Here is a 12,152-nt window from a genome sequence, read left to right as displayed (position 1 = left end):
ATGATCTGTCCGAGCGGGCTCTGCGCGAATATCTGCGTTCGACCGTGTCGCGATTTGAACAACCCCGCGATATCCACTTCGTTAGAGACATTCCCCGCAATCCGAGCGGAAAGGTCTTGAAAAACGACCTCGCAGAGCAACTCACGTCCGATTAGCTTTCTCGCAAGCAAGATTCCTTATTTTGAGAGGTTCCCGACCAATGCTGACAGACAATACGCCTTCGTCCGCATCGCAGAACCGCTACACACGCGACGATGTGACCTTTGATTCACACGGCTCGCAGTGTGCGGCATGGCTTTACACACCGGTATCTACCGACGGCAGACCGCGACCAGTCATCGTGATGGCGCACGGCCTCGGCGCAGTGCGAGAGTTTCGGCTGCATGAATTCGCCGAGCGTTTCGTGGCGTCGGGCTATTCGGTCCTGGTCTTCGACTACCGCCATTTCGGTGCCAGCGGCGGGCACCCGCGCCAACTAGTCGATATATCGAGGCAATTACAGGATTGGCTATCCGCGCTCCGCCATGTTCGCGCACACCCAGAACAATTCGACTTGGAACGGATCGCTATTTGGGGAAGCTCATTTGGCGGTGGTCACGTGATGCAAGTCGCCGCCATCGACGGCAATGTGCGGGCAGTCATCTCGCAGTGCCCATTCACCGACGGACCATCATCGCTCGTGGCGCGTATACGTACCGGATTTCTCAGCGCACCAGTGCTGGTCGCGGCTGCCCTCATTGATCAAGTCGGTGCATTATTGGGGCGATCGCCACTGCTTTTGCCGATGGTCGGGACGCCCAATATGCCAGCCTTCTTGGCGGCATCGGATGCACTGCCAGGCGCGTTGGCGCTGGCGCCGTCCGACGCTCGCCCCTCGGCACGCACCCTGCGCAATGCCAAACGCATCCCCTCCGTCGCCAAACATATGCCGCCCCTGACTTCTGAAGAACAGGTTCTGACTCAGACGCCGGAACGGTCAGAAACCGTCTGGGGGGTCTTGGAGAACGCCGACGGCACAGTCTTAATGCGCAACGCGATCGCCGCGCGCCTTGCCTTGCATATCGGACGATACCGTCCCGGAAAAGCCCTCTCAAGCACCACAATTCCCACACTGGTCTGCGTCGGCACCCACGACAGCGTCGCCCCGGCGAAGGCTACGATCAACCATGCCAAGGGCTTAGCGCACGTCACGCAACGCTCCTACCCCACCGGCCACTTCGATATATACGTCGGGGCCTGGTTCGAACGTGTCGCCACGGATCAGGTCGCGTTTCTCGCCCAGCACATGCCCGCTCACTGACCACGTGGTCCGGTCGACTTCGACATAAACGCCTTTACTGGCGACCGCGACTGGCTGCGGATTTCGTCCGCAACTGGGCACAACCGCACCTGATTCGGGGCGTTGTTAGTCGTTACTGAGAAACTGACATCAACTGCGATACGCGTTAGCTCTCGGAACGACTGATAACGCCGGCGAAGCGATGCAAATAGGATCATCTGAATCACCATCTGACGGTCAGTAGGCGGACCCGAATAAGAATCGGAGCAATGAAGAAATCCACAGATTTAGGCCAGCAATCTCCGCCTGACCAGGCTCGGGAGCAAGCGCAATCCAGTGGAATGCGCGAGACAGACCGTGTAGGAATCTTCAGTGACGCGGGCTATTCAGTCGGGGAACACCATCATCGATCGAAGGACGCGATGCCCGAATTATCAATCATCATCATCGGTTCCGGATTCGGTGGACTAGCAGCGGCTATCGAGCTCAAGCGCGCGGGTCACGAGAACATTGTCATTTTGGAGAAGGCCGACGAGGTCGGCGGTGTGTGGCGAGACAACACATATCCCGGCGCTGCCTGCGATGTACCTTCATCGTTGTACTCGTACTCGTTCTTCCCAAACCCAAACTGGCACCGCCGATACTCCGAACAGTCGCAGATCCTTCGATACCTCAAATCCGTCGCAGATGCCTACGACCTCCATCGGCACCTAAGACTGAATACAGAAGTTGTCGCCTGCGCGTGGAGTGACGAACATAAGTACTGGACGGTAGAAACCTCCTCAGCACAGACATTCACTGCCCAGGTGCTCATCCCCGCGGTCGGGCAACTGTCCCGGCCAACCTATCCGCGAATCGATGGCATAGAGAAATTCACCGGGCCCGCTTTTCACTCCGCGACCTGGGACCACAGAGTCGATCTGGATGGCAAGCACGTCGCTGTGATCGGTACCGGAGCAAGCGCTATCCAGTTTGTGCCCGCCATCGAGCCCAAAGTCGCCAGCATGACAGTCTTTCAGCGCACCCCTCCCTACATCGTTCCTCGCTGGGACACTCGCTACCGCCAGTGGCGGCTTCGTCTATTTGAGCGCGTTCCGCATATTCAGAAGTTCGCGCGTCTTGGCTGGTTCGTGTATTTGGAGACAGTGACCACAGCGTTCTTGTACTCCCCCTTACTTGCGCGCGCGATCACCGCACATGCCCGGCGCCACATGCGCAAGCAAACAGCAGTCGAACCAGGACTGTTCGAGAAGGTATGGCCGAATTATCCCTTCGGATGCAAGCGAGGCCTGCTATCTGATACTTACCTACCAGCTCTCACCAAACCGCACGTGACCCTCGAAACCCATCCTGTCGTGGCTATTGAACCTGGTGGGATGCGGACCGCCGACGGCGCTTTTCATAGCGCCGACCTCATCATTTACGGTACTGGCTTCGCCACCGACCAGTTCATGGCTCCAATTACTATCACCGGGCACCGCGGTCGAACCCTCGACGATGAGTGGGCAGAGGGGGCTCATGCCTATTACGGACTCACCGTCCATGGCTTTCCAAATCTGCTGCTAATGTACGGCCCCAACACCAATACCGGCGGGGGCTCAATCGTCTATTTCCTAGAGGCGCAGGCCCGCTACATCCGCTCCTATGTTGATCACATATCGACAACTGGACGAGCTTGGAATATCAGAAAGGAGGTTGCCACTTCCTTTGACCAGCGCACTCAAGATCGGCTCAAGCAGAGCGTTTGGACGATGTGCTCGTCCTGGTATCAGAATCAGAGCGGCCGAATCACCGCTAACTGGCCGGGAGTTTCGACTCAGTATCGTCGAAAGGCAGTCTTCCGCGCCTCGGACTTCCGCGAAGTGGACTGAGCGAGCGTCCAACCGCCGTTCACGGCTTGTGAAGGAGTAGCCAATTCCTAGGGTGAGGCATTGCCACTGTCGGACGCGGGTGAACCGCGGAAAGTTCGCGATCAAATCGCCGTCGTCCGGTCGAGTTCCGCGAGAACGCGCGCGGCCTTCAGCAATTCGTTCGTCGGGCGCAGTTCGATGTTCTCCTTTTCAGCCCGGCGGATCTCGGCGCGCTCCGCGCCAGCGACCCCCTCACACTGGCCACCATCGATCTGGGCTTTGCGCCGCCACCGGCGCAAGGGCTCCGGCGGATACGCGTCACACACACGTAACAGATTTCGGACAGTCACTGCTGGTCGAGAACCCGAAACCGCGTGGGCTGGATGAGCAATTCGATCCCGACTAACGTCAGGCACGCGAGAGTCGCCGTCCAAACTACGACCATGCCCGTCGGATAGGGCCAGAACATCACGACCGCCGCGGCGACTAGCACTACCGCGATGCGATCAGTGGGCCAGCCCCCTCTAGGCGACCGCGAACGTTCCCCCAGGAACCCGACGACCATCGCCACCAGGCCGACCACAGCCACCGCTCGCAAAGCGACACGCAACGGATGGATCGTCGTATCGAAAACAACACGCGCGGCATCGAGCGAAATTATCTCGACAGGAACCTCGCCCAAATAGACGGCACGGCCGATGAGGATTCCCAGGGCGAGCAACAGCATCGCGATCACTACTGCCAAACCGACCAAACTGACTGTGCGCCAACGCCTCCCCGTTCCACTGACCGCGATAGCCCCGGCCGCGGCGGCGAGTACTAGCCACGGCAGGATCGTCGCCACCTTATCGAGGGTGCGTACCAACGACTGCGTCCGCGCGAGTTGCGGCGAACTGAACACCACGAATTCCTTGTTGATCGCGGGAATCTGATCGGCGAAACCGAAACCCCGTTGCGCGAGACGAACTTTGACCGCGTCGATAATCGGCCCGAGTCCGATCGCGACCGTGCCATCGTCGCCGATGCGAACCGCCTCGCGCTGGCCCTGTCCAGTGACCGCCGCGACGAGCGACTGATGGGCTGCCCGGTTAGCAGCGGCCCAGAGGTCAGCGAATTGGCCGGACGCGACAAACTGATTCACGGTTGAGCGGATAAACGTCTCGGCCTGGCCGGCGAGCAGCGGTGCCAGCTTCGCGAGTGCAGCATCCGCTCGCGGACGCTGCGCCGGGGTGATCTCACTCAATTCCGATAATGTATTGGCTACCAACGCATTTAGATCAAGCCGCCCGACAATCGCATCGGTAACGCTATCGGCGATCTGCCCTTGGACCGCCGGATCCGACGCCAGCGGCGCGACCGTGGCCACGTAGTGCTCCGAATCAAGCAACTGGCTTCGAACGAACCGGGTAGACACCGCCAGCAACGTGAGCACGCCGCAGAGAACCACCAGCAGCCAAACGACAACTGCTCTGCCCCGTCGCCGATTCCGAGCGCGCTCCTCGTTGTCCAACGAGTCCATATTTGCCAGTGTCACACACGATCAGACGCAGGCAACCATCCGAATCGGGTGAAATCGCACCCGGCTCGGTTACTCGGTTTTGTTGAGTGACGCTGCCGGCTTATCGTCGTCCCAGCTCGGCAATTCACCACGCGCACGCCTACCCACCACGGAGTGCCTCATTCCGTAGAAGAAGTAGACGACGACTCCGAGTGCCATCCAAATCACAAATCGGATCCAGGTCAACGCGGTGAGATTGAGCATCAGCCATACGCACGCGATAATCGCGAGGACCGGCAGTACGGGCCCGCCGGGAACCTTGAATCCGCGTGGCAGATCCGGCCGAGTCTTACGCAGCACGATGACTCCGCCAGCCACAACGACGAACGCGAATAGCGTTCCGACATTGACCATTTCCTCAAGTTTGTTGATCGGAAAGAAGCCTGCTACCACGGCAACGACAACCGCGATGATGATGGTCAGGCGGGCCGGTGTGCCAAATCGGTCGCTGGTCTTGGCGAGCGGACGCGGCAACAAACCATCGCGGCACATCGCGAACAACACACGCGACTGGCCGAGCATCAACACCATCACCACGGTCGTGAGACCGGCAAGCGCGCCAACCGCGATGACCTTCTCCGCCCACGTCACCCCATTCAGTTGGAAGACGTCGGCGAGATTCTTGTGATTCGGTGTACCGTCCGGATTCGTTGTCGTCTTCAGTTGGGTATAGCTCGCCATACCAGTGACCACGATCGTCACCAAGACGTAGAGCACTGTGACGATCGCTAGCGAACCGAGGATGCCGCGCGGTACGTCCTTACGGGGAAACCTGGTCTCTTCGGCAGTGGTGGCCACGACGTCGAAGCCGATGAAGGCGAAGAATACGATCGACGCGGCCGCAAGAACGCCGTACCAACCATAACTGGTGTCGCCACCACCGGTTATCAACGAAAACAACGATGAATCAACCGATTTCGCCTCACTTGCCCCCTTATCGGCAGCCGGCACGAAAGGCGTGTAATTGGCGGATTTGATGTAGAAGAAGCCGACGACGATGACCATCACAACGACGGCGACCTTGATCGCGGTGATCGTCGCACTGAACCAGGCGGCGATCTTGGTACCAAGAACCAGCAGAGTAGCCACCACGGTGACGATGATGACCGCACCCCAATCGAAGGTCACTCCACCTCCCACACTGACTACCGCGCCGTCGAACCCGAACACATTGCCCAGATAACTCGACCAACCTTTCGCCACCACCGCCGCGCCGACGGCGAATTCGAGAATCAGGTCCCAGCCGAGGATCCAGGCGAGAAATTCCCCAAAAGTCGCGTAGCCGAAGGTATATGCGGACCCCGCGACCGGAACCGTCGATGCGAACTCGGCATAGCAGAGCGCGGCCAGCGCACAAGCAATCGCCGCCATGACGAACGCCAGGGAGATAGCTGGACCCGCTTTGTCGCCCGCGGTCGAGACGGTAACGGTAAAGATTCCCGCCCCGATCACCACCGATACGCCGAATACCGTCAGATCCCAGGCACCAAGGCTCTTGCGCAGTCGATGGCCGGGTTCGTCGGTGTCGGCCATCGACTGTTCGACGGATTTAGTGCGCGTCAACGGGTTTGTCATCAAACCTCCCAGTTTGTGTCGAGCGGGCCAGATGTGACCGGCCAGCCGGTGGCGCTGCCATGTGCTGGGTAACGCCATCGCAAACGGTAGCGAAACAAACAAGTTTTAGTGCGGCAAACGGCGCGATCGACGCGGCGAGTCGCCGCTAGCCACGTCGATCGATATCAGGTTCCAAATAGATGACCCGGGCTTGCGGCACAGCCGCGCGGATCCTGGATTCCGCGTCGTCGATAGCCCCTGCGATCTGGAGCGCGTCCGCCCCCGAGGGAATCGCGATCTTGGCGGCTACCAGCAATTCGTCCGGTCCCAGGTACTGCGACTTGAGGTGAATGACACGGTCGACGCCAGGCGCCGCTTCCAACGCGCCGACGATCGCGGTTTCTTCCTGGTCGGTAGCGCCCTCGCCGATGAGCAGGCTCTTCATTTCGACGATGAGGACGATCGCGATGATGCCGAGCAGGACACCGATGGCGACCGTACCCACGCCGTCCCACACGGCATTGTCGGTGATCACGGTCAGTCCGACACCACCGAGCGCCAGGATCAGACCGATCAGCGCGCCGGTGTCTTCGAGCAGCACGACCGGCAATTCCGGTGAGCGGGAGTTGCGGATGAACTGCCACCAGGTCGCGTCACCTTTGAGAGGTTTCGACTCACGGTAGGCGGTGGTGAAACTGTATGTCTCCAGGCCGATCGCAACTACCAGGATCACGACCGCGACCAGCGGCGACGTCAACGCGTGATCGTCGGCATGTTTGATCTTCTCGTAGCCCTCGTACAGCGCGAATAGCGAGCCGAGGGTGAACAGCACCAACGCCACGACGAATGAGTAGAAGTATCGCGCCCGCCCATAGCCGAATGGATGCAACTTGTCGGCGGCCTTCCCGGCTCGATTCTGGCCAAGCAGCAGCAAGCCCTGATTCGACGTATCGGCCACCGAATGGACGCCCTCGGCGAGCATCGAGGACGACCCGGTAATAGCGAAACCGACGAATTTCGCGGCGGCAATCCCCGCATTGGCGAGCAATGCCGCGACGATGGCCTTCTTGGATCCCTCAGCCGACACAAATATCTCCTTAGTTCCGCACCAAAATCGGCTCTCACTCTATGTGAGCGAGAGCCGATATGGGGTGCGGGCTACACCGCGAAGTTGCGAGCGACCGACATGTCGGTGGAGCTCATATTGGCCGACGCGTTATGCACGGCCGTCTTGAGACTCGTCAGGTTGCCGCGTGCCTCGGTGAAGACCCGATCCCACGTTGCCTGCGCCTGCTGATAACTGGTCGCCCCCTGCGCCGACTGCCAGTTGTCGCCGAGCGCGGTCACTTGACGCTTGAGATCGGTCGCCAGCGTCTCCAGCCGCTGAAATTGACCGCCCAGGTCAGTGGTAAGCCTGTCGAGTGACGCGAAGTCATATTTGATGAGAGTCATTGCGAGAGTGTCCTTTCAGGATATGTCAGATGTTGAGATTGCCGCCGCTGAAACCCGCCGCGGCTTGATCGTCCTGATCGCCGTAATTGGTGAACGACGACGCCAGCTTCACCTTGATGTCGTCGAGGGCCAATTGCAGCTTGGTCGCCGACGAACTCCAGTCAGCCGACGTCGTGTCGAACGCAGACGACGCACGGCCCTTCCACATCGACACCGCTTCGGTTGACGACGTCTGGATGGCGCGGATGACCTGCTGCATTTCGTCGACGAGGCCGGCGACCGATTTGGTGCTGGCCAGACCGGTCGACACGTCGAGGTTGAGTCCCTGAGTGGGCATGGATATTCCTCCTTCATCTCGGTCGGGCGGCGCCCGGCCAGGTATCAAAGCCGCAGCGACGGGTCGAACTGGACCTCGATCAAACTGAGATCGATATCCGCTGCGGAAAGTTCGGGCTGCGCATCACCGATGACGGCCGGTGCGGCGTCGGGGTCGACGTCTCCGACCAACCGTGCGCCGTTCGCCTGACTGATCAAGTGGTCGGCGACCGTCCCGGCGGCACTACCCGAGCCGGATCGCACACCTGCCGCGGCCATGGGTGCCATGACCCCCGGCAGCGCCGACGCGGTGGGCAGCGCGACTCGCGGAGAACTCGGAGCTGTTGTGGCAGAAGCCGGTTCGGTTGTGATCGACGCGGTTGACGGGCGTGCCGACAGCGGTGCCGCCGGGACCACACCGGGCGAGATCTGACCTGAACCGCCGAGTGCCGCCGGCCGGGTCGACGCGGGCGATTTGTCATCTCCGCGGTCCTCACCGCATTTGGTTTCGTTGTCCCCCTTGGTGTTAGTCGACGTCGGTGTCTTCTGGTTGGGCGAGGCGGTCGTCGACGTGACCGTGCTGAGAAGTTGGGTAAGCGAGGTACTCATCGCCTTCACCGGGGTCCCGATGGCGTCGAGCAGGTTCGCCGCGACGGCAAACGGGGACGTCGTCGAACTGGCCGGCGCGCCAGATATTTTGACCGGCGCTCCATTGGCAGCCATATGCGTTGTGGGACCGAGTAATTGGGCCCGAGTTGCCGCGACAGCAGCGGCGCCCTCGGCAAGTCCGGTGGTGAGGAAACCAAGAGCTATGCCTTGACCGACGGGCGTGGTGATGAGCGGCAGCGTCGAAACCAACAGCCCCACTGTCTTCACGACGATGCCCTGCACGGTAGCCAGACCGGTGGCCACAATGGTTGCGGCAGCACCAATGTCGATCGACATTCCGCTCCCCTGCGTGGCTAACGCGGTGGTCTCGGCTCCGGTCTTGGTGGTTTTGGCCGTCGCCGATGTGGCCGCCGTCCCCGACCACAGGCCGTCGAGAGCCCGAAAGGCTGCCGACCCCATCGACAACGACGATTCCAGCAACTGGGACAGCACACTGAGCACCTTGCTCGGATCTACCTGTGCCGCAGACAGATTTCCGGTGCCGAAACTGCCGAGCAAATCGGTCAGCGGCTTGAGAATCAGGTCCAGATTCAACGGAGGCAACGTCGGTAAGCCGTCGATCGCGGGCAAGGTGGGCAGGGCCGGCAACGGCGGCAGCCGCAGCCCGGCGAGGACGTCGGCCACCGAGGTGTCGAGTATCTTCCCCAGCTCGTCCATCAGAGTGCGCCTATCCCGAGCGCGCCGGTGGCGTCGGAGGCTCGATAGGCGGCGGCGCCGGCCAGAGCGGTCGCCGCGGTACCGGCGTGCACTGCCGCGAGACTTCCGACCGCGAATAGGTGATTCGCTTGTGCGCAGGCGAATTCGGCAAGGAATTCCTGGCCGATTAAACCAAAAACCGCGACCATCGCCGACGTGTTGGCGGCGGCGTTGACCGTTCCGGCCGAGGCCACGAGGGCGGCAGTTGACGCGGTCGCGCTCGCATAGCCGTCGAGCGCGTCGGGAGAGATAGTGAGTTTGTCCATGTCAGTTCCTCGGGTCGGATTGTGTTGTCGTGCAAGAGATCAAGTCGGTGAATCGCTCGACGAAGTCTGCGGTGATGACCGCGCGCTCTGATAGAGCCCGATGGGCCGCCCGGGTGGCGGTCTCGACAATCACTGTCGCCAACGCGTCCGCACCCAGTCGCGGTGCCGTCGGCGAAAACCTCAGCCCCACAAGACCTCCCGCACCGTCGACCTCTACCCGCACACAGCCGTCGGCGGATCCTTCGACAGTCCTGACCTCGCCGATTCGCTCTTGCACCCCGTAGAGCGCGTCGAGTTGGCATTGTGCCCGCGCTTCGAGTTCGTCCATTGCCCGCGCCATCGCTACTCCTACAGCTTCGCGAGGTCGGCGGCGCGCTCAGCGGCAGCCAGGTCATCGACCGTCGGCAATCCGGTCGAGGCCAGCGAATCGGCGCCGAAACCGTTACGGCTCAGTTCTTCTCGCAACCGGATGCCGGCGGCGAGCGCCGCCTGACGGCACAGCGCGAGAATCTGTGCCGCCAGGCGGTCAGGGTCACGGCGCAGTTCAGCGTCGTCGATGGTGATCGACGTCGGCAGACCCGCCGGGGTGGTGGTAACCGCGATGGTTCCCGATCGCGATCGGGCCCGCGACGGCATTCGCGCGGCGTCGAGCACAGAGCTGCTGTCCATACATCCCCCTCGGTACGCACCTCATCGGTGACCTGTACCTACTTGGACGCAGTGACGCGGCGTTTGGTTCCACCCAATTCTTGTGCGGCCAATTTAGGCGCGAACGTACCCTTCGTCGGCGAGCGTGTACACCTGATCGTCGCCCGCCTCCAGATATCCCTGTTTGCGCAGTTCTGTGCGTACGTTCTTGAAGGTCGACGTATGGGCGAGCTCGGTGACCACGCGCAAATACAGCGGCACGGCGTAGTGCGGCAGCCGCTCGCGAACGGCGGCGGCGAGCGCGATCGGATCGAAATCATCGTCGACCACAATCGCTGCCATCCCGGCCCGTCCATCGGCTCCCGGGATTTCCACCCCGTACACCACCGACGCCGAAATACCCGGGACCGCATTGAGCGCTGCCTCCACCTCGGTGGTCGCGACGTTCTCGCCCTTCCAGCGGAATGTGTCGCCGAGCCGATCGACAAACGCGATGTGCCGGAATCCCTGCTCCACCACCAGATCTCCGGTGTTGAAGTAGGCGTCGCCGGCCTTGAACGCATCTCGGACGATCTTGGTCTCGGTCGCCTTCGGGTCGGTGTAGCCGTCGATCCGCGCGCGGTCGTTGATCTGACCGAGCAGCAGACCCGGAGTTCCCTTGGGCACCTTAATAACTCGTCCGCTGGCGGTGCGTACCGGCTGCCCGGTCTCCTCGTCCGCCTTGACCACCGAGTACGAGAGCGGACAGAAACCAGCGGTCTTGGACTGACCAAAGATGTTGATGAAACCGATATTCGACTCGCTGGCGGCATAGAGTTCGACGATCCGGGTGATGCCGAACCGCTCGGCGAACTCATCCCAGATCTCCGGGCGCAGACCGTTGCCAGCGACCAATCGCACCCGGTGGGCCCTATCGGTCGGCTTGGGCGGCTGGGCCAACAGGTAGCGGCACAATTCACCGATATAGCAAAACGCTGTCGCATCGTTGGCGATGACGTCATCCCAGAACCGCGATGCCGAAAACTTTTGGCCGACAGCCAGGCAGGCGCCCGCGGTGAGAGCAGAAGCGATCGAGATGGTCAGCGCATTGTTGTGATAGAACGGCAACGCCACGTACATGACGTCGTCGCGCCGCAGCCGAATTCCGGCGCCGCCGATACCGGCCATCGCGGCCTGCCATCGCGAGTGGCTCATGATGCTGGCTTTCGGCCAGCCGGTAGTGCCCGAGGTGAAGATGTAATAGGCCGGACTGCCGGCGGTCAGGGTGGTGGTGATCGTCGGGTTGGCATTGGCCGAACCGTCGCGGCTCGCGAGATCGTCAGCGGCGAGGTCGAGATCGGCGAAGGACAGCCCGGACACCTTGGCCGATTCCGGGTTGACGCTGGCCAAACTGTCGGCGGTGGCGTCGTCGTGTAGGACCAGAATGGTGGCGTCGGCACCGGCCTGATTCGCGGCCGCGAGCAATCCGAAACTGTGACTGAGCGCGTCGCCGGGCTGGTTGTAGTTGATCATTCCCGCTACGGCACCGAGTTTCACGACGGCGAGCATCGCGATCACCACGTCAGGACTGTTATGCGCCGCGATAGCCACGACATCGCCCTGCCGGACGCCCCGCGAGGATAGGACTGCCGCCCACCGATTGGCTCGACGATTACATTCGCCGTACGACCAACTTGCGTCGGCAGTCCGTAAGAACGGCCGATCAGCTTGTGCCGCAGCAGCTTTCGCGAACGCCAAGCCGATGGTCCATTTCCGGTCCGGGTTGTGGTTCGCCATTACCGGCAGTTGGCGGGCGATCATCGGTAGGTCGTGGCGCATCTGCCAGACACCGCGAATCATTGACGAGGCGGTGATGGGCGCGTGTG

General features: G+C 61.4%; 13 protein-coding genes. 2 read left to right on the top strand and 11 right to left on the bottom strand.

Annotation, left to right across the window (positions count from 1 at the left end; translation table 11 throughout):
• Positions 1-199: 199 nt before the first annotated feature.
• Positions 200-1,300 carry an alpha/beta hydrolase gene (locus GOEFS_RS17450; RefSeq protein ID WP_007319265.1) on the top strand — a complete coding sequence of 367 codons (1,101 nt, stop codon included), beginning with the start codon at positions 200-202 and terminating at the stop codon, positions 1,298-1,300.
• Between the two features lie 401 nt (positions 1,301-1,701).
• Positions 1,702-3,150, top strand: a complete 1,449-nt coding sequence (locus GOEFS_RS17440) for a flavin-containing monooxygenase (RefSeq protein ID WP_040525415.1) — start codon at positions 1,702-1,704, stop codon at positions 3,148-3,150.
• Between the two features lie 101 nt (positions 3,151-3,251).
• Here GOEFS_RS17440 and GOEFS_RS17435 read toward each other — a convergent pair whose 3' ends face one another.
• The 11 genes from GOEFS_RS17435 to GOEFS_RS17385 form a co-directional block, all read right to left on the bottom strand.
• A complete protein-coding gene (locus tag GOEFS_RS17435; RefSeq protein ID WP_050949950.1) occupies positions 3,252-3,479 on the bottom strand; it encodes a hypothetical protein in 228 nt (75 codons plus the stop codon).
• The gene (locus GOEFS_RS17430; protein ID WP_138918050.1) at positions 3,476-4,648 is read right to left on the bottom strand and encodes a hypothetical protein; all 1,173 of its coding nucleotides are present in this window, start codon (positions 4,646-4,648) and stop codon (positions 3,476-3,478) included. Before GOEFS_RS17430 ends, GOEFS_RS17435 begins: the two co-directional genes overlap by 4 nt.
• Before the next feature lie 69 nt (positions 4,649-4,717).
• Positions 4,718-6,262 (bottom strand): APC family permease, encoded by a 1,545-nt coding sequence (locus GOEFS_RS17425; RefSeq protein ID WP_007319261.1) that lies wholly within the window; start codon positions 6,260-6,262, stop codon positions 4,718-4,720.
• A 145-nt stretch (positions 6,263-6,407) separates the two neighbouring features.
• On the bottom strand, positions 6,408-7,328 hold the full coding sequence (locus GOEFS_RS17420) for a cation diffusion facilitator family transporter (RefSeq protein ID WP_007319260.1): 921 nt from the start codon (positions 7,326-7,328) through the stop codon (positions 6,408-6,410).
• Between the two features lie 71 nt (positions 7,329-7,399).
• Positions 7,400-7,693, bottom strand: a complete 294-nt coding sequence (locus tag GOEFS_RS17415; protein WP_007319259.1) for a WXG100 family type VII secretion target — start codon at positions 7,691-7,693, stop codon at positions 7,400-7,402.
• A 25-nt stretch (positions 7,694-7,718) separates the two neighbouring features.
• The gene (locus GOEFS_RS17410) at positions 7,719-8,030 is read right to left on the bottom strand and encodes a WXG100 family type VII secretion target (RefSeq protein WP_007319258.1); all 312 of its coding nucleotides are present in this window, start codon (positions 8,028-8,030) and stop codon (positions 7,719-7,721) included.
• A gap of 44 nt (positions 8,031-8,074) precedes the next feature.
• Complete coding sequence (locus GOEFS_RS17405) at positions 8,075-9,334, bottom strand: hypothetical protein (RefSeq protein ID WP_007319257.1); 1,260 nt, start codon at positions 9,332-9,334, stop codon at positions 8,075-8,077.
• Complete coding sequence (locus GOEFS_RS17400) at positions 9,334-9,639, bottom strand: type VII secretion target (RefSeq protein WP_007319256.1); 306 nt, start codon at positions 9,637-9,639, stop codon at positions 9,334-9,336. Before GOEFS_RS17400 ends, GOEFS_RS17405 begins: the two co-directional genes overlap by 1 nt.
• A gap of 1 nt (position 9,640) precedes the next feature.
• Complete coding sequence (locus tag GOEFS_RS17395) at positions 9,641-9,979, bottom strand: YbaB/EbfC family nucleoid-associated protein (RefSeq protein ID WP_007319255.1); 339 nt, start codon at positions 9,977-9,979, stop codon at positions 9,641-9,643.
• Between the two features lie 8 nt (positions 9,980-9,987).
• The gene (locus GOEFS_RS17390) at positions 9,988-10,308 is read right to left on the bottom strand and encodes a YbaB/EbfC family nucleoid-associated protein (protein ID WP_007319254.1); all 321 of its coding nucleotides are present in this window, start codon (positions 10,306-10,308) and stop codon (positions 9,988-9,990) included.
• Positions 10,309-10,401: 93 nt separating this feature from the next.
• A complete protein-coding gene (locus tag GOEFS_RS17385) occupies positions 10,402-12,126 on the bottom strand; it encodes a long-chain-acyl-CoA synthetase (RefSeq protein ID WP_050949949.1) in 1,725 nt (574 codons plus the stop codon).
• Between the last annotated feature and the right edge of the window lie 26 nt (positions 12,127-12,152).

The sequence above is a fragment of the Gordonia effusa NBRC 100432 genome (assembly GCF_000241305.1).
GTDB lineage: Bacteria > Actinomycetota > Actinomycetes > Mycobacteriales > Mycobacteriaceae > Gordonia > Gordonia effusa.
This window is presented reverse-complemented; position numbering and strand designations above follow the sequence as displayed.